The organism is Actinacidiphila yeochonensis CN732, assembly GCF_000745345.1.
In the GTDB taxonomy this organism is placed as follows: Bacteria; Actinomycetota; Actinomycetes; order Streptomycetales; family Streptomycetaceae; genus Actinacidiphila; species Actinacidiphila yeochonensis.
This window is the reverse complement of record NZ_JQNR01000005.1, coordinates 196,706-213,173: the sequence shown is the minus strand read 5'-3', so window position 1 is coordinate 213,173 and position 16,468 is coordinate 196,706. Positions and strand designations below refer to the sequence as shown.

The window sequence follows — 16,468 nt, the reverse complement described above, 5'->3', positions numbered from 1 at the left end:
CCCTGGCGTCCGTGGAGGAGCCGGGACGGCGCGTCAGGACGCGTCGGTGAGGGGAGCGAAACGGCGCAGCCGCAGGCTGTTGCCCACCACGAACAACGACGAGAGCGCCATTGCGGCGCCGGCGATCATCGGGTTCAGCAGGCCGGCGGCGGCCAGCGGGATCGCCGCCAGGTTGTAGGCGAACGCCCAGAACAGGTTGGCCTTGATGGTCCCCAGGGTGCGGCGGGCCAGCCGGATGGCGTCGGCCGCCGCACGCAGGTCCCCCCGGACCAGCGTCAGGTCGCCCGCCTCGATCGCCGCGTCGGTGCCGGTGCCCATCGCCAGACCGAGGTCGGCCTGGGCCAGCGCGGCCGCGTCGTTGACGCCGTCGCCCACCATGGCGACCGTCCGGCCCTCCTGCTGGAGGCGGCGCACCACGGCCGCCTTGTCCTCGGGGAGCACCTCCGCGTGAACGTCGGCCCCGTCGATGCCCACCTGGGCGGCGACCGACCGCGCCGCGGACGCGTTGTCACCGGTGAGCAGTACCGGCCGCAGCCCCAGGGCGCGCAGCCGGCGCACTGCCTCGGCGCTGGTCGGCTTCACCGTGTCGGAGACCACCAGGACGGCCCTGGGGCGCCCGCCCCAGGCCACTGTGACCGCCGTGCCCCCCGGCCCTCCGCGGCCGCCTTGGCGCGCGCCAGCCGCTCGGGGAGCCTCTGCGCCCCTTCGTCGAACAGCCGCTCCCGGCCGACGAGCACCGTCTGCCCGTCCACCACGCCGCGCACACCCAGGCCGGGCAGGTTCACGAAGCCGGCCGCAGCCGGAAGCGGGCCGGACCGCTCGCGCGCCGCCACCGCCACCGCACGCGCCACCGGATGCTCGGAGGCGTCCTCGACGGCTCCCGCGAGGCGCAGCACCCGCGCCTCGTCCTCGCCGTCGGCCAGGTGCACCTCCACCAGCGCCATCGCGCCCGTGGTGACCGTGCCGGTCTTGTCCAGCACCACCGTGTCCACCGCCCGGGTGGACTCCAGCACCTCGGGGCCCTTGATCAGGATGCCCAGTTGGGCGCCCCGCCCGGTGCCCACCAGGAGCGCCGTCGGCGTGGCCAGGCCCAAGGCGCACGGGCAGGCGATGACCAGCACGGCGACCGCCGCGGTGAACGCCGCGACGGTGTCGTGGCCCAGGCCGAGCCACACCCCCAAGGTGGCCAGCGCCAGCACGATCACGGAGGGTACGAACACGCCGGCCACCCGGTCGGCGAGCCGTTGCGCCGCTGCCTTGCCGCTCTGCGCGTCCTCGACCATCCGGGCCATGCGTGCCAACTGCGTGTCGGCGCCCACCCGGACGGCCTCGACGACGATGCGGCCCCCGGCGTTCACCGTCGCTCCGGTGACCGGCGAGCCGGGGCCGACCTCCACCGGGACCGACTCCCCGGTCAGCAGGGAGGCGTCGATCGCCGAACCGCCCTCACGCACCACGCCGTCGGTGGCGACCTTCTCGCCCGGCCGCACGACGAACAGGTCGCCCACCGCCAGCGCGCCGAGCGGCACCCGTACCTCACGTCCGTCACGCAGTACGGCGGCGTCCTTGGCGCCCAGTTCCAGCAGGGCCCGCAGGGCCGCGCCCGCCCGGCGCTTCGCCCCCGCCTCGAAGTACCGCCCCGCCAGGAGGAACGCGGTCACCCCTGCGGCCGCCTCCAGGTAGATCTGGTCGGACCCGCCGCTCTGCGAGACCCGGAACGTGAACGGGTGCGTCATACCGGGCATCCCCGCGCCCCCGAGGAACAGCGCCCACACCGACCACCCATAGGCGGCCAGGGTGCCGACGGACACCAGGGTGTCCATGGTGGCCGCCCCGTGGCGGGCGTTGACGAGAGCCGCGCGGTGGAACGGCCATGCCGCATAGGCGACCACAGGAGACGTCAGGACGAGCGCCACCCACTGCCAGTAGGTGAACTGCAGTGCGGGCACCATGGACAGCACGACCACCGGGACGGCCAGCGACACGGCGGTGACCAGGCGGCGGCGCAACGACGTCAGCGCCGGATCGCTGTCCGGCCTCGGCGTCTTCCGCGCCGGGGCGCCCCGGAACTCCGGGGAGGCCGTGCCGGCCCCGGCGTCGGGGGCCCCGCCGGTTGCCGACGACGCCCCCGGGCCATCCCCGGTCGCCGACGACGCCTTCGCCCCCTCCGGGACGGTGGAGGGCGCCGGTGCCGTCGCGGTGTAGCCGGTGGCCTCCACCATGGCGACCAGGTCGCTCACCGCAACCCCGTCGGCGTACTGGACCCGGGCCTTCTCCGTGGCGTAGTTGACGGTCGCCGCCACCCCGTCCATCCGGTTGAGCTTCTTCTCGATCCGGGCGGCGCAGGAGGCGCACGTCATCCCGCCGATCACCAGCTCCACCCGGCGCGGCTCGGACCCGCTGTGCGTGTGTGCGGTGGCGGTGGTCACATCCACTCCCTGGACTCCCTGGTCGAAGGTCGGGTCGGTCATCCTCGCGTCCGTAGGCGGCGGGTTCCGGGGCGGCTCTGCGGGCCCGGGGCGTCTGGCGGCGGCGGGAAGCCGCGCCGGAGGCCCCGGAACGGCTCGCGGGCCCGTCTGAGTCGCGGCCGGTCAGGCCCTTCCGACGAGTTCGAACCCGGCCTCGTCGACGGCCGCGCGCACGGCCGCGTCGTCGAGAGGCTGTTCCGAGGCGATGGTCACCAGCCCCGTCCCGGCGACCGCCTTCACCGAGGTGACGCCAGGGAGCGCGCCGACCTCCTGGCTGATCGCCGACTCGCAGTGGCCGCAGCTCATACCGGATACGGAGTAGACCGCCTCGCTCATGATGTGCTCCTCCTCTGCGGGTACGCCCGCGGGCCGGTACCCAGGTGCCGGGTGACAGGGCGCGTTTCGCCCACACCGCCCAGGTTATACCCCCTAGGGGTATTCAATGAGCGTGCCCCCGTGCGCGTCGTGGCAGGCAGGGCCGCACTTCCACGCCATCGCGGCGTCCGGCGCCCTCCGGGCCCGGAGGCCGCCGGGCCCGCGCCTCTCGCGCTGAGACGTTCCGCACTCATCCGGCACCGGCTGCGGCCCTTCCCGCGGGCCGCCCTACCCTTGAGGGGTCGGCGCGTACCCCGGACGGGGACGCGACCTGTTCTGTGACCGGGAGGCGGCACCGTGCTGCGCACCATGTTCAAGTCCAAGATCCACCGGGCCACCGTGACCCAGGCTGACCTGCACTACGTGGGTTCCGTCACCATCGACGCAGACCTCATGGACGCCGCCGACCTGCTGCCCGGCGAGCTCGTCCACATCGTCGACATCACCAACGGCGCCCGGCTGGAGACCTACGTCATCGAGGGCGAGCGCGGCTCGGGCGTCATCGGCATCAACGGCGCGGCGGCCCACCTCGTCCACCCGGGTGACATGGTGATCCTCATCAGCTACGCGCAGGTCGACGACGCCGAGGCACGGGCCCTGCGGCCGTCCGTGGTCCACGTCGACTCCGCCAACAAGATCGTCGCCCTCGGGAGCGACACGGCGGAGCCCTCTCCCGGAAGCGACTCGGTCCGTCCCCCCCACGCCGTGGCCAGGGTCTGACGGGGCTGGACGGGGCTCTGGCACCCCTCCTGGCGCCTCCTGGAAGCGGCCCGGCGGCCCTGACCCTGACCGTCCGCACACCGGTCAGCGGGGCGTCGGCGTCCTCGGGCGCCCTTGGACGCCTGCCGTGCAAGGGCGCGGCAGGCGTCCAAGAGTGTGGGCGCCGGCCCGGGCCGGCCTCTCAGGCGGCGGTGGTGACCACGGAGGCGCCGCACAGCGGCCCCGCCACCGGGCGTATCTCCACCCGGTTGCGGGTCGCCGCCGTCCACTGGGCACGCAACCGCGCCAGCTCGGCGAGTTCGTCGGCCGTCCACGGCCGGTCACCGTGCGCCTGCACGTACGCGCGCAGCGCGGCGTTCGCCTGATCGAGATCTCCCCCGTCCATGCGAACCACACTAGAGGCCGCCACCGACAGCCCCGTACCGGAATACCGCCGGCGCGAGCCCGCCGACTCCGCCCGCAGGCCCTTTGTGAGGGTCCTGACCTGCGCCGACCGGCGGGGCGCGGCCATGGCTGCCATGCTGGGTGTGAGGGAGTGCACAACGTCCCCGTCGGAGCCATAGCGCCCCGAAACGGCACATCCCCGGCCTCCCTCCAACAGACCCCGCATCCAACGGAGGACGGCACGATGCTCAGTGACGACTACGTGCCCGGCGCGCCGGACTGGCTCGACCTCGGCAGCCGGGATGTCGCCGCCGCGGCGGCGTTCTACAAGGCGCTGTTCGGCTGGGAGTTCCAGTCCGCGGGCCCACAGGCAGGCGGCTACGGCATGTTCCAGCTCGACGGCCGGACGGTGGCGGCCGCTGGCCCCCTCCAGGGCGACGGTGCCGCCCCGGTGTGGACGGTCTACTTCGAGACGGCCGACGCCGACGCCACCACCAAGGCGGTCGAGCAGGCGGGCGGCAGTGTCCGGGCCGCGCCGGCGGACGTCTTCGACCGTGGCCGCCGGGCCACCTACGCCGATCCCGCGGGCGCCGAGTTCGCCGTCTGGCAGCCCGCCGCAACCAAGGGCCTGGACCGGGTCGGCGCGGGCGCGCTCTGCTGGACCGAGCTCTACACCCCGGACAGCGCCCAGGCGGTGCGCTTCTACTCCTCCGTGTTCTCCTGGGACAGCGAGGGCATGCCCCTGCCGGGCGGGGCGGGCGTCTACACGGTCGTCTCCCGTGCCGGAGGCGGGCAGGAGCTGTCCCACGGCGGCATCATGCAGCTCTCACCGGACATGCTCCCCGACGGCAGCTACTGGCAGCCGTACTTCGGTGTCGCCGACGCCGACGTGACCGTCGAGGCCGCCACCGCACACCACGGCACGGTCGTGATGCCGGCCACCGACATGGAGGGCGTGGGCCGCATCGCCCTGCTGAAGGACCCCGAGGGCGCCCCGTTCGCCGTCCTGGAGCCGGCGCCGACCATGTCCTGACGGCTGACGGCTGACGGCTGACGGCTGACGGCTGGCCTGATGCCTGACGCCGGGGCGGGCTTCAGCCCCTCGCGGCCGCGTCGTCCGACCACGCCTCAAGGGTGCGTGTGCTCTCGAAGCGCATCGGACCGCCGCTCACGGGGTCGGTGAACTCCAGTACGCGGGCCAGCAACTGGAGCGGCGCCGTGAACCGCCCGCCTGGTCCCCCGACGCCTTGCGGCCCGGGCCCGCCGGCCTCCACCGGCGCCTCCAGGAGTTCCCCCTCCGAGGGCAGGTCCTGGACCTCCAAGGCGCCGGGGAGCACTCGCGGGTACACCGGGTCGTTCAGCAGCGGCAGCCCCAGCGCGTTCATGTGCACGCGCAACTGGTGCGTACGCCCGGTCTCGGGCAGCAGCAGGTAGCGGCCGAGTCCGCCCCGGCGGTCCAGGAGTTCGACGCGGGTGACCGCGTTCACCGGGCCGGGCACCTCCTGGGCGGCCAGCTGCCCGCGCTCCTTGACGATCCGGCTGCGAACCGTGAGCGGAAGCGGCATCCCTGGGTCGTACGGTGCGACCGCCTCGTACTCCTTGCGCACCAGGCGGTCGCGGAAGAGGTTCTGGTAGGCGCCCCGCAGCCGCGGGTCCACGACGAACAGCACCAGCCCCGCGGTGAGGAGGTCCAGCCGGTGCGCGGGCGTGAGCTGCGGGAGGTCCAGGCTGTGCCGCAGCCGGGCCAGCGCCGTCTCGGCGACATGGCTGCCGCGCGGTGTGGTCGCCAGGAAGTGCGGCTTGTCCGCGACCACGATCCGCTCGTCCTGGTGGATCACCCGGACAGGGAAGGGCACGGGCCGCTCGGCCGGCCGGTCCCGGTGGAACCAGATCCACAAACCGGCCTCATAAGGTGTGTCGCCCGTGACCGCCCCGTGCACGGTGACGAAGCGGCCCTGCGCCACCATCGCCTCCACCCGGCCGGCCCCCACGGCCGGGCCGTAGCGCGCGGCGAGGTAGGCGCCGACCGTGTCCCAGGACGCGGAGCCCGGGCCGCCCCCTGGCACCCCCGGGAGCCGTACCCGCACAGCGTCGACCCCGTCGCGCTGCGGCAACGGCGACGGCGGGGCCTTCCGCCCCGGTCTGCGCACCAAGGACGCCACCCTCCTCGCCAGCCGTTTCTGCCGGCCTTTTCCCCAAGAGTAGGTCCCCGCTCAGGGCAGCCTCCGCCCCCGTACCCCTCTGGGTGCCGTCCTGGGCTCTCCCGGACCCGTCCGCCCCCGCGGCTCGCGGGCCCGGGAAACCCAGGGCCGCAAGCGGCACAGCTTCCCCGCGTCCTGCTCGAAAAGCCCATAGCAGGAAGGGGGTTGGCAATTCCACGGTGTCCGGTCCGGCATGTGCTTCCCACCCGGCAGATGGCAGACTGCTGCGGAGGCCGCTGGGGGAGGAGGCGGGATTGGCCCGCACCCTGGAGCCGTACCTCGCATGCGGCGCGCCCCATGCCCAGGAACAGGCACCACCCGCGACCACCCGCCGACCAGAGCTCTGGAACCGCTGTGGCGGTCCCGGGGGCGGCCGTAGCCCAAGCGGCCGGTGCCTTCCCCGGGGGACGGCCCTCCCCGGCGCGCGGGAACGGTACCCAGCCGGTCGCGGCAGTTCCGGCACACGTACTTCCCAAGGAGATCCGATGTCCGACGACATGTCCTGGACGCAACGGCCGTCGACCTTCGAACCCCCGAAGATCGACACGAGCGTCGCGCACTCGGCGCGCGTCTACGACTTCATCCTCGGGGGCAAGGACAACTACCCGATCGACCAGGCCGCTGCCGACCGCATGCTGGAGAGCTGGCCGAGCCTGCGGGTCTCGATGCGGGAGAACCGCAAGTTCATGCACCGCTCGGCCCGCTGGATCGCACAGCAGGGCGTCGACCAGTTCCTGGACGTCGGCACCGGCATCCCGACCTCACCCAACCTGCACGAGATCGTCCAGGCCGTCACCCCCTCGGCGCGCGTCGTCTACGTGGACAACGACCCCATCGTGCTGGCACACGCCGGAGCGCGGCTGACCGGGACCCCCGAGGGGCGGATCACCTACATCCACGCGGACATGAACGACCCCGGCGCGATCCTCGACTCCCCCGAAGTGCGGGACACCCTGGACTTCTCGCGGCCGGTGGGGCTCTCGATGATCGCCGTCCTCCAGTTCGTCCTCGACGACCAGGCCGCGTACAAGCTGGTGCGCGGCTACCTGGACCGGCTGCCGTCCGGTAGCTACCTGGCGATATCGACGGTCACCACGGACTCCAGCCCGAAACCCATGGGCACCGTGGTGGCGGAGTACGCCAAGCGGGGCATCCCGGCCCGCAACCGCTCCAGGGAGGAGGTCGAGCCGTTCTTCCACGAACTGCGACTGGTCGACCCCGGTGTGGTCCTGGTGCACAACTGGCGCCCTGACCCGGGGACCGCGGGAGAGGTGCAGGACACCGAGGTCGCCATGTGCGGCGGAGTGGCCCGGAAGCCGTAGCGGAAGCCGGACGCCGGGGTGCGATCCTTGGCGATGGTGCGGTGCGGTGCACTGCGCCGGCGACGTGGGTGCCGCGTCCGAGACCGGCCCCCCAGGAGCCCGATCCGCCCTCCGGGGGCCGGAGCCAGGCACCTTGGGAGGCCGCGCCGCGGCTGTACCGGACCGGAAGAAGACGGAGCGAGCCCGTGACACTCACCCTCGACCTGCACCCCCTGTTCAGGAGCGACCGCGACATCGACAACGCCGTCCGGCAGATCATCTTCAAAGCCGCGGCCACGAAGGCCGAACGGGTCGAGATCATCCCCGGAAAGGGGTCCGGCAAGCTGAGGGCACGTGTGCTGGCCACCCTCGGGCAGCCCCATCTGAAGAAGCTCTACCGCCGCTACGAGGTCGACGCCGGGAACGGCGGCCGCGTCATCGTGCACTTCGTGTAGCGAGCACCCGTGGCCTCCTGCCGGGCTTCGCCCGGCAGGAGGCCGACCGTTCTCGGGTGCTCAGAAGCCGAGCACGGGACCGGGGAAGGTGAAAGGCCAGGTCCGGAGGGCTCCGGACCTGGCCTTTGCTGATCTGCGTCCACACCGCGTCGGGCGGGCTGTGCCCCAGGCAGGATTCGAACCTGCGACACCGGCTTTAGGAGAGCCGTGCTCTATCCCCTGAGCTACTGAGGCGGGTCTCGCCGGGAGTCCGGTGGGTACCCGGAGCGATACGCGGCCGGGCGGTCCTCATCGGGTCGGTGAGAGTCCTGGGCCGCCGAAGACGACGGCCCAGGACAGGGTAGCGGATGCGGGTAGGACCGCGGGGACCTGTATGCCGCTCTGCGAGCCCGGCTCGAGGCGCCCGCCCCGAGCCGCCCGTACGGGGCTCACGCGGGGCGTGGGGGGCTCGGACGGGTGGATCCGAGGCCCGGAGGCCGCGTGGAACCCGCGGGGCCGCCAGGCGGGAGCCCGGGAGGTCCGGAGGGAGGTCCGGTGCGCCAGCCCTCGGGGTGACCGGTGCCGCACCGGCGCGGGAATGCGGAAGGTACCCTCACTGTTGCTGTCGTTGAACAATCAACCAAATGGGACGGTGGGAGCGATGCAGTTCGGGATCTTCACGGTCGGCGACGTCACGACGGACCCGACCACGGGGCGGACGCCGAGCGAGCACGAGCGGATCAAGGCCATGGTGGCCATCGCGCTGAAGGCCGAGGAGGTCGGCCTGGACGTGTTCGCCACCGGCGAGCACCACAACCCGCCCTTCGTGCCGTCGTCGCCCACCACCATGCTGGGCTACATCGCCGCGCGCACGGAGCGGCTGATCCTGTCGACGTCGACCACCCTCATCACCACGAACGACCCGGTGAAGATCGCCGAGGACTTCGCGATGCTCCAGCACCTCGCGGGCGGCCGGGTCGACCTCATGATGGGCCGCGGCAACACCGGCCCCGTCTACCCGTGGTTCGGCAAGGACATCCGCCAGGGCATCCCGCTCGCCGTCGAGAACTACGCGCTCCTGCACAAGCTGTGGCGTGAGGAGGACGTCGACTGGGCCGGGCGGTTCCGTACCCCCCTGCAGTCCTTCACCTCGACGCCCAGGCCGCTGGACGGCGTGCCCCCGTTCGTGTGGCACGGCTCCATCCGCAGCCCTGAGATCGCCGAACAGGCCGCCTACTACGGTGACGGCTTCTTCGCCAACAACATCTTCTGGCCGCGCGACCACTTCCAGCGCCTGATCGGCCTGTACCGCGAGCGCTACGCCCACTACGGGCACGGCACGCCCGAGCAGGCCGTCGTCGGCCTCGGCGGCCAGGTGTTCATGCGCAAGAACTCCCAGGACGCCGTCCGCGAGTTCCGGCCCTACTTCGACAACGCTCCGGTCTACGGGCACGGGCCGTCGCTGGAGGAGTTCACCGAGCAGACCCCGCTCACCGTCGGATCGCCCCAGGAGGTCATCGAGAAGACCCTCGCCTTCCGCGAGTCCTTCGGCGACTACCAGCGCCAGCTGTTCCTCATGGACCACGCCGGCCTGCCGCTCAAGACCGTTCTTGAGCAGCTGGACATCCTGGGCGAGGAGGTCGTGCCCGTGCTGCGCGAGGAGTTCGCCAAGGGGCGCCCGGCCCAGGTCCCGGACGGCCCCACCCACCAGGCCCTGCTGGCCCGGCGCGACCAGGAGGCCGCGCAGGCCGACGACACCGCGAAGGAGGTGCGCGCATGAGCAAGCGACTCGTCGCGGTCAGCGCGGGGCTGGGCCGGCCCTCCTCCACCCGGCTGCTGGCCGACCGCCTCGCCGCCGCCACCGGGCGGCACGCCGACGTCGACGTCCAAGTGGTCGAGCTGCGCGAACTCGCCACCGACATCGCGCAGAACATGGTCACCGGCTTCCCCGCTCCCCGACTGCGCGCCGCCGTCGACGCGGTCACCTCGGCGGACGGCCTCATCGCCGTCACCCCGGTGTTCACGGGCTCCTACAGCGGCCTGTTCAAGTCGTTCTTCGACATCATCGACAAGGACGCGCTGGTGGGCCTGCCGGTCCTCGTGGCGGCCACCGGCGGCACCGCCCGGCACTCCCTGGTGCTCGACCACGCCATGCGGCCGCTCTTCGCCTACCTGCGCGCCCTTGTCGTCCCGACCGCGGTCTATGCCGCCTCGGAGGACTGGGCGTCCGACGGCGAGGGCGCCCTCGCCGCCCGGATCGACCGCGCGGGCGGCGAACTGGCCGCGTTCCTGGAAGCCCGCCCGGTACGCCGGAGCGTCGATCCTCTCGACGAACCGGTCATCCCGTTCGCGCAGCAGCTCGCCGCCCTGGCCGTGGAGGGGTGAGAGGCCGCCCCAGGAGAGGGACGCCGCAACCGCGTCCCAGGGGCACCTGTTTCCGAGGGCCAGGAATGCCGGGCACCAGGGAGCAGGGGGCCTGGCCGGGCGGCGCCGGTCCGGCCCCCTGGGAGGCCGGTCCGGCGCCTATGCGGCCGACGAGCCGGCGCCGTGGGCGGGCCGCTCGCCAGGACCCGACCGTTCCGGGGCCCCGGAACGGCGGGGCTGGTCGTCGAGGAACTCGATCACCGCGAGCGCTCCAAGGGCGGTCAGCGCGATCCAGAAGACGACCATGGCGGTCGGATAGGACCACACCAGTAGGACGACCGCCGCCACCAGGACCACGATCCAGCGGAGCACTCGGCGACAGCGGTGCACCCAGGTGCCCACGGCGCCGGTCGACCTGATCCCGGCCCCCTCACGCGCCGCCGAGATGCCGGACTCCCAGAACCCCCTCACCCGTACGGCCCAGGTCTCGGGGCCGCTCAGCCACGCGCCCAGGGCGACGACCAGCGCCAGGACCACCACCGACCGCACGCTCACCCGCAGGAAGCGGACGAGCTGGTCGTACACGGTGCCGGCGGCGAACTCGTTGCTTCCCGCGGGCAACTGGTCGAGGTAGAACACCCGGAACACGGACAGCGCGACCCCGAGCAGCGCGACGGTCACGGCGATCGCCAGTGCGATCGTCACCACCGCCCTCCGCCGCCGTACCGCCAGCAGCACCCCGGCGGCCGCGGCCACCACCGTCGCCACCGGAAGCCAGTTGCCCACCAGCTGGAGGAGCCGGAAGCCCGTCCTGGCGTTGTGGACCTTCTCGGAGCGCAGCAGCGTGTACTCGGTGTGCACCGTCGGGATGTGCCGGGCCACGGTGAGCCCCTGGTCGGCCAGGCGCTGCTTCACCTGATCGACGACCGGCGCGAGGTCGAGCACCACCTCGTCACCCCTGACCTGTACCGCCGTGTCGCTGTCGCCGGTGAGCGCGCCGAGGAAGGCCGCGTGCGCCCGGCGGTTCAGCTGCCGCCACAGCACCGCGAAGCGGTCGCTGGCGACGAACGACGTCACCTGCTGCTGTACGAGGTCCCTGACGCCGTCGGTGACCGTCTTGCGCAGCGGCCCCAGCGCCTTCCGCAGCAGCGGCCGGTCGGAGGGCACAGCCTGCGAGATGAGGGTGTCGAGGTCGATCCGCGCCACCAGCGCGTCCGTCACCTGGCGGCTGACCGCCTTCTGGACATCGGGCTTGGACGCCAGAGGCCCGACGGTCGCCACGTAACGGCCGGTGTCCCCCACGGTGTCGGCGGCCCAGACCGCGACCACGCTCAGCGGGGCCAGCAGCGCGGCCAGTACGAGCAGCACCGCCGACAGCGCCGAACGGACGTGGTGGGTGCCTCCCTTCCGGGCCCGTAGATCGGCCAGTTCACGCCGTTCGGAGTCGTCCAGAGGAGTGTGCTCGGAGGAGGCCCCGCCGGGGTAGGCGCTGCTCGGCATCCGCGCTCCCCTCGCCACCTGCTCGGATCGTCGGATCAGTGCGATCCCATGACCATCAGAAACGGCTCCCATAGGTGCCGCGCGCGGTGCTACGGCGTTCGGGTGGCGAACTGCGGGACACCGACCTCACCAGGCGGTGTGCGGTCACCCGTACGGGTGGCAGGCGGGTCGGCATCGGGTGGTCCAGGGGGGTGGACCCGCACGCTGCTCCCCGGCAAGGCGGCGGCGATGGGAACCCCGCATAGGTGCCGCATCGCTCGCCGAGTAGTGGAGACACCCACGGCATCGGCATCGGTGTGCTCTTCGGACCGCGCCAGTCGGGTGACGGTGGGTTAGTGAGGATCGACGGCCGGTCAGTGATCCTCTCGTCGGTGCCGCACATCCGGAAGGGCCCCGGTCGATCGCCGGTCGGCCCTTGGGAGCGCCGGGTGCACGTTCGGCCGCCGGTGGGGAAGCGAGCGGTGGCGAGCGGCGCACCGCCCTCCGCGACCGCGTCCCCGGGCCGTCGGCGAGGGCGGCCGCCCGGCTCCGTGACCGTCATCGCCACCCGGGACGGTCTCCCGATGGCGGTCACGGGTGTACCACCAGGGCACCTTCCAGCGCGCCCCGGAGACCCGAACGCCCCGCCCCTCCGTGCTGATCGGCCGTGGTGATCGGCCGAGGCGATCGACGTCGCTGTCGTGACGGACCAGGGTCTGGGACGCCCGCCCCGGACGGAGCCCCGGAGCCGGACGGGCGGGTCGAGGCTCGGCCGCAGGCGCGGGATCGTCTCGCGTGGCAGGTCACCTGGCCTGCGCATACGGTGGGTGGGCGTGCGGGGGGAGCGCTGTCGCGCTAAGGAGATCCAGCTCATGTCCCGAGACCCGCAGGACACCTCCACGGCGACGCCGTCGCCGCCGAGCGGCGACGGCGCGAGCGCCGGCCACCAGGGGGCGCCTCCCGAGCACCGCTGGTTGGTGCTCGGGGTTGTCGCACTCGCTCAGCTGATGGTCGTACTGGACGCGACGATCGTGAACATCGCGCTCCCCTCGGCCCAACAGGCACTCGGCTTCTCCAACGGCAACCGGCAGTGGGTGGTGACCGCCTACGCGCTGGCCTTCGGGTCTCTGCTGCTGCTCGGTGGCCGCCTGGCCGACCTCATCGGACGCAAGAAGACCTTCCTGATCGGTCTGGTCGGCTTCGCGGTGGCCTCCGCCATCGGCGGTGCTGCCCCGAGCTTCGAGGTGCTCGTGGGTGCGCGCGCCCTCCAGGGCCTCTTCGGCGCCCTTCTGGCCCCCGCCGCGCTGTCCCTGCTGACCACGACGTTCACCGACCCTGGAGAGCGCGCCAAGGCGTTCGGCATCTACGGTGCCATCGCCGGTGCCGGCGGCGCCGTGGGCCTCCTGCTGGGCGGCCTGCTCACCGAATACCTCGACTGGCGCTGGTGCCTGTACGTTAATCTGATCTTCGCTCTGATCGCCTTCGTGGGCGGCATGCGCCTGCTGCACCCGGGCAGGCCCACGGACCGGCCCAGCCTGGACATCCCCGGGACGCTCCTGGTCTCGGCGGGCCTGTTCTGCATCGTCTACGGCTTCTCCGACGCCCAGCGGCACGGCTGGAGCGCCCCCAGCACCTGGGGCTTCCTGGCTGCCGGCGCGGCGCTCCTGCTGGCCTTCTGCTGGTGGCAACTGCGCGCCCGCCACCCCTTGCTGCCGATGCGCGTGCCCGGCGACCGCGACCGGGGAGCGTCCTACCTCGCGATGTTCATCTCGGGCGCGGGTATGTTCGGCGTCTTCCTCTTCTTGACGTACTACCTGCAACGCACCCTGTCCTACTCCCCGGTGCTCACAGGAGTCGCGTTCCTGCCGATGGTCGCCGTCATCATGGTCACCTCGGTGACGACCACCAACGTCCTGGTCCCCCGGCTGGGCGCCAAACCGATCGTCCCGACCGGCATGCTGCTCGCCGCCGGAGCCATGGTGTGGCTGACCCGTCTGAACGGCAGCAGCAGCTACGCCCCCCACGTGCTGCCGCCGACGCTGCTCCTCGGCCTCGGCCTCGGCATGATCTTCGCCACCGGCATGAACCTCGCCACCGCGGGCGTACGGCCGTACGACGCGGGTGTCGCCTCCGCGATGGTGAACACCTCGCAGCAGGTCGGCGGGTCCATCGGCACCTCCCTGCTCAACACCCTGGCGACGAGCGCCGCCGCGAGCTACGCCGCCAGTCACCGCCCGAGCCCCCAGCTCGCCGCCCAGGCGCAGTTGCACAGCTACATGACCGCCTACTGGTGGTCGGCCGGCTTCTTCGCCGTCGGCTTCATCGTCACCCTGCTGCTGTACCGGCCGGGCGTGCCCAAGAGCCTGTCCGACCCCACCGGCGCGGCCGCACCCATGTGAGCCCTCCGGTTCCCGGTGCCGCATCCAGGAGGCCGGTCCGGGCGAACAGAGGGCCCACCCGGGTGGAGTCGTCATCCCGTCGGGGCGCATCCACATCGCGGAACGCCCCCTCACAAGATGGCAGATACAGCTACTGTTCCGCCCATGGCAGTCAACGGCACGGAGACGCCGCAAGCAGGTCCCCGCGTGGTCGCGGCCCTGGACGCCGCCAGCGTCCGCCGCTACACCACGGACCAGGTCATCCTCGACGACATCACCTGGAGCGTGCGCTCCGGTGAGCACTGGGCGCTGCTCGGCGCGAACGGGGCCGGCAAGACGAGCGTCCTGCGGCTGATCGGCGCGCTCATGCATCCGACCACCGGCACGGTGGAGGTCCTCGGCCACCGCCTCGGCCGGGTGGACATCCGCGAGCTTCGCGCCCACATCGGCCTCGTCTCCTCGGCGCAGAAGGTCCCCCTGGACGCCACCGCCCACACCGTCGTCCTGACCGGCCACACGGGCACCGTGCAGCCGCTGTGGCGCCAGTACGACGCCGGTGTGCGGGAGCGCGCCGACGAGATCCTGGCGGAGCTGGAGATCAAGGACCTCGCCGACCGGCCGTTCGGTGTCTGCTCGGGTGGCCAGCGAGCCCGCATCCTGGTCGCCAGGGCGCTGATGGCCGACCCGTCGCTGCTGCTGCTCGACGAGCCCTTCAACGCGCTGGACCTGCCCTCCCGGGAGGACCTGATCGACGCGATGCACCGCCTGGCGCTGACCCGCCCGGAGCTGGCGACGATCACGGTCACCCACCACCTGGAGGAGCTCTCGCCCGCCATCGGGCACGTCCTCCTGCTGCGGGACGGCAGGGTGCTCGCCAGCGGCCCCGTCGACGAGATGCTGACAGGATCGAACATGACCCAGTGCTTCGGCCGGCCCATCGAGGTCAGCCTGCACGAAGGACGCTGGCTGGCCCGGTCCGGAAGCCGCTGAGGCAGCCTCGCGCCACCGACACCTTCCGGTCCGCGGCGCGAACCGCCCGACCCAGGAGCCCGGACTCCCGCCGGCGTGGTCGACGTGAAGCGCGTGACCGCCCGCTCCTTGCCCGGTGCTGCGCGATCGCCGGGAACCTCGCCGGCGGCGACCCGCTGCGGCAGTCCTCCCTCACGCGTTCTTCGCCAACCCGTCCGGCCGTGTCATCCACGGGCGCGGCCGGACGCGTCTCCACGGGTGTGCGCCCACCACCCCCTCAGCACCGGCCCGTCAGGCTGGCGCCGTACCGGTCCCGGGGCTCCGCTCTGCCGTGTCCTGCGACGACGCCCTGTTCGGAGAGGCGTTCGGCGGACTCCTGCTCGGTGGAACTCCTCCCGGCTCCGGACGAGAGGAAGGCGTCGTCGCGGGACCTGTCGTAGGGGCAGGAAAGCCCCTCAACGATATGTGGTGTGCGTCACATTCGAGACGGGAAATATCCGGGGACCCTTTCTCCGTTTCGACAGATGAAAGAAGCGGGGAGCCAACCCTCGCTTCGCCGGTGGGGGACTCCCGCCGATCCGGACGATCACCGTGAGGGGAGGCCCGCCATGCTCGACGTCACCGCAGCCGCAGTGCCGCACCCGCCGAGGCTGCGCGCGGACGCCTCCCGCAACCGGGAGCGGATCACGTCCGCGGCCCGCGAGGCCATCGTGGAACACGGTCCGGACGTGCCGCTGGACGAGGTGGCGCGCCGCGCCGGAGTCGGCAACGCCACCCTCTACCGCCACTTCAGCGACCGCACCGAGCTGGTCCGCCAGGTCGCCCTTTCCGTGATGGAAGGCGCCGCGCAGCGGGCCGAGGATGCCCTGGCCGCCGAGCCCGACGCCTTCTCCGCGCTGGAGCGCTTCGCCTTCGAAGCCGTCGAGGAGCGCATAGGCGCCCTGTGCCCGGTGATCTCCTCAGCGTTCGACTGTGCGGACGAGGACGTCCAGCACGCGACCGACCGGCTGCAGAGCGCCGTCGCCGCGATCATCGACCGCGCCCAGCTTTCGGGTCAGATGCGCGGCGACATAGCCGTGGGTGACCTGATCGTCGCGCTGACCCAGCTCACCCGTCCCCTCCCGGGCACCGGGTGCTCCGGATTCGGCCGCTTCGTCAACCGCCACCTGCAACTCTTCCTCGACGGCCTGCGCGCCCCCGCGCGCTCGACGCTCGAAGGGACCGCCGCGACCTTGGAGGACCTGCGGAACTGCCGTAAATAGTTCGACCGTCACACCTGCCGGGCTGTACCGTTGACGACTTCGCAGCGGCGGTGAGCGCCTCCCACCACGGGAGCACCGTGCACGGGGAACCCGTGCCATGCCCTTCCGAGCACCCAGTCCCGCTCGATTCCTC

15 protein-coding genes and 1 tRNA gene are annotated in these 16,468 nt (G+C 72.5%); 9 read left to right on the top strand and 7 right to left on the bottom strand.

Translation table 11 applies throughout. The features are described 5' to 3' along the window. Positions 1-33 precede the first annotated feature (33 nt). The 3 genes from BS72_RS39895 to BS72_RS13055 all read right to left on the bottom strand — a co-directional run bounded on the left by BS72_RS39895 (position 34) and on the right by BS72_RS13055 (position 2,804). A complete protein-coding gene (locus tag BS72_RS39895) occupies positions 34-630 on the bottom strand; it encodes an HAD-IC family P-type ATPase (protein ID WP_407638969.1) in 597 nt (198 codons plus the stop codon). Then, positions 579-2,360 carry a heavy metal translocating P-type ATPase gene (locus BS72_RS13060; RefSeq protein ID WP_407639038.1) on the bottom strand — a complete coding sequence of 594 codons (1,782 nt, stop codon included), beginning with the start codon at positions 2,358-2,360 and terminating at the stop codon, positions 579-581. The genes BS72_RS39895 and BS72_RS13060 overlap by 52 nt, the downstream gene beginning before the upstream one ends. 231 nt (positions 2,361-2,591) lie before the next feature. Beyond that, positions 2,592-2,804, bottom strand: a complete 213-nt coding sequence (locus tag BS72_RS13055; RefSeq protein WP_037910545.1) for a heavy-metal-associated domain-containing protein — start codon at positions 2,802-2,804, stop codon at positions 2,592-2,594. 336 nt (positions 2,805-3,140) lie between these two features. Here BS72_RS13055 and panD point away from each other — a divergent pair, with 336 nt between their 5' ends. After that, positions 3,141-3,563 carry an aspartate 1-decarboxylase gene (gene panD / locus BS72_RS13050; RefSeq protein ID WP_037910544.1) on the top strand — a complete coding sequence of 141 codons (423 nt, stop codon included), beginning with the start codon at positions 3,141-3,143 and terminating at the stop codon, positions 3,561-3,563. A gap of 181 nt (positions 3,564-3,744) precedes the next feature. On the opposite strand, the gene BS72_RS13045 is transcribed toward panD, so the two are convergent. Continuing rightward, entirely contained in the window at positions 3,745-3,948 is a 204-nt protein-coding gene (locus BS72_RS13045; protein ID WP_037910541.1) for a hypothetical protein, read from the bottom strand. Positions 3,949-4,191: 243 nt separating this feature from the next. On the opposite strand from BS72_RS13045, the gene BS72_RS13040 reads away from it, so the two are divergent. After that, positions 4,192-4,980: a VOC family protein gene (locus BS72_RS13040; protein WP_037910538.1), complete on the top strand. Its 789-nt coding sequence runs from the start codon at positions 4,192-4,194 to the stop codon at positions 4,978-4,980. Between the two features lie 61 nt (positions 4,981-5,041). Here BS72_RS13040 and BS72_RS13035 read toward each other — a convergent pair whose 3' ends face one another. Then, positions 5,042-6,100 carry a pseudouridine synthase gene (locus tag BS72_RS13035; RefSeq protein WP_107498773.1) on the bottom strand — a complete coding sequence of 353 codons (1,059 nt, stop codon included), beginning with the start codon at positions 6,098-6,100 and terminating at the stop codon, positions 5,042-5,044. A gap of 533 nt (positions 6,101-6,633) precedes the next feature. Between BS72_RS13035 and BS72_RS13030 the strand changes: the two genes are divergently transcribed. Further along, complete coding sequence (locus BS72_RS13030) at positions 6,634-7,470, top strand: SAM-dependent methyltransferase (protein ID WP_232792381.1); 837 nt, start codon at positions 6,634-6,636, stop codon at positions 7,468-7,470. A 185-nt stretch (positions 7,471-7,655) separates the two neighbouring features. Beyond that, positions 7,656-7,904: a Smr/MutS family protein gene (locus BS72_RS13025; protein ID WP_037910533.1), complete on the top strand. Its 249-nt coding sequence runs from the start codon at positions 7,656-7,658 to the stop codon at positions 7,902-7,904. Positions 7,905-8,065: 161 nt separating this feature from the next. On the opposite strand, the gene BS72_RS13020 is transcribed toward BS72_RS13025, so the two are convergent. Next, positions 8,066-8,138, bottom strand: a tRNA-Arg gene (locus BS72_RS13020). 406 nt (positions 8,139-8,544) lie between these two features. Here BS72_RS13020 and BS72_RS13015 point away from each other — a divergent pair. Both BS72_RS13015 and BS72_RS13010 read left to right on the top strand, forming a co-directional pair. After that, entirely contained in the window at positions 8,545-9,663 is a 1,119-nt protein-coding gene (locus BS72_RS13015) for an LLM class flavin-dependent oxidoreductase (RefSeq protein WP_037910532.1), read from the top strand. Further along, a complete protein-coding gene (locus BS72_RS13010) occupies positions 9,660-10,268 on the top strand; it encodes an FMN reductase (protein WP_037910530.1) in 609 nt (202 codons plus the stop codon). Before BS72_RS13015 ends, BS72_RS13010 begins: the two co-directional genes overlap by 4 nt. A 138-nt stretch (positions 10,269-10,406) precedes the next feature. Here BS72_RS13010 and BS72_RS13005 read toward each other — a convergent pair whose 3' ends face one another. Further along, positions 10,407-11,747: a hypothetical protein gene (locus BS72_RS13005; protein WP_051951060.1), complete on the bottom strand. Its 1,341-nt coding sequence runs from the start codon at positions 11,745-11,747 to the stop codon at positions 10,407-10,409. Between the two features lie 851 nt (positions 11,748-12,598). Here BS72_RS13005 and BS72_RS13000 point away from each other — a divergent pair. The 3 genes from BS72_RS13000 to BS72_RS12990 all read left to right on the top strand — a co-directional run bounded on the left by BS72_RS13000 (position 12,599) and on the right by BS72_RS12990 (position 16,335). Beyond that, the gene (locus BS72_RS13000; RefSeq protein ID WP_078901324.1) at positions 12,599-14,125 is read left to right on the top strand and encodes an MFS transporter; all 1,527 of its coding nucleotides are present in this window, start codon (positions 12,599-12,601) and stop codon (positions 14,123-14,125) included. A 144-nt stretch (positions 14,126-14,269) separates the two neighbouring features. After that, on the top strand, positions 14,270-15,094 hold the full coding sequence (locus BS72_RS12995) for an ABC transporter ATP-binding protein (protein WP_051951059.1): 825 nt from the start codon (positions 14,270-14,272) through the stop codon (positions 15,092-15,094). Between the two features lie 587 nt (positions 15,095-15,681). Beyond that, on the top strand, positions 15,682-16,335 hold the full coding sequence (locus BS72_RS12990; RefSeq protein WP_037910524.1) for a TetR/AcrR family transcriptional regulator: 654 nt from the start codon (positions 15,682-15,684) through the stop codon (positions 16,333-16,335). Positions 16,336-16,468 lie beyond the last annotated feature (133 nt).

Excerpts from the sequence above, each read along its gene's own strand:
- BS72_RS13045 (WP_037910541.1), bottom strand. The coding sequence starts at position 3,948 with ATGGACGGGGGAGATCTCGATCAGGCGAACGCCGCGCTGCGCGCGTAC.
- BS72_RS13030 (WP_232792381.1), top strand. The coding sequence starts at position 6,634 with ATGTCCGACGACATGTCCTGGACGCAACGGCCGTCGACCTTCGAACCC.
- BS72_RS13040 (WP_037910538.1), top strand. The coding sequence starts at position 4,192 with ATGCTCAGTGACGACTACGTGCCCGGCGCGCCGGACTGGCTCGACCTC.
- BS72_RS13005 (WP_051951060.1), bottom strand. The coding sequence starts at position 11,747 with ATGCCGAGCAGCGCCTACCCCGGCGGGGCCTCCTCCGAGCACACTCCT.
- BS72_RS13015 (WP_037910532.1), top strand. The coding sequence starts at position 8,545 with ATGCAGTTCGGGATCTTCACGGTCGGCGACGTCACGACGGACCCGACC.
- BS72_RS13000 (WP_078901324.1), top strand. The coding sequence starts at position 12,599 with ATGTCCCGAGACCCGCAGGACACCTCCACGGCGACGCCGTCGCCGCCG.
- BS72_RS13010 (WP_037910530.1), top strand. The coding sequence starts at position 9,660 with ATGAGCAAGCGACTCGTCGCGGTCAGCGCGGGGCTGGGCCGGCCCTCC.
- BS72_RS12990 (WP_037910524.1), top strand. The coding sequence starts at position 15,682 with ATGCTCGACGTCACCGCAGCCGCAGTGCCGCACCCGCCGAGGCTGCGC.
- BS72_RS12995 (WP_051951059.1), top strand. The coding sequence starts at position 14,270 with ATGGCAGTCAACGGCACGGAGACGCCGCAAGCAGGTCCCCGCGTGGTC.
- BS72_RS13060 (WP_407639038.1), bottom strand. The coding sequence starts at position 2,360 with ATGACGTGCGCCTCCTGCGCCGCCCGGATCGAGAAGAAGCTCAACCGG.
- BS72_RS13055 (WP_037910545.1), bottom strand. The coding sequence starts at position 2,804 with ATGAGCGAGGCGGTCTACTCCGTATCCGGTATGAGCTGCGGCCACTGC.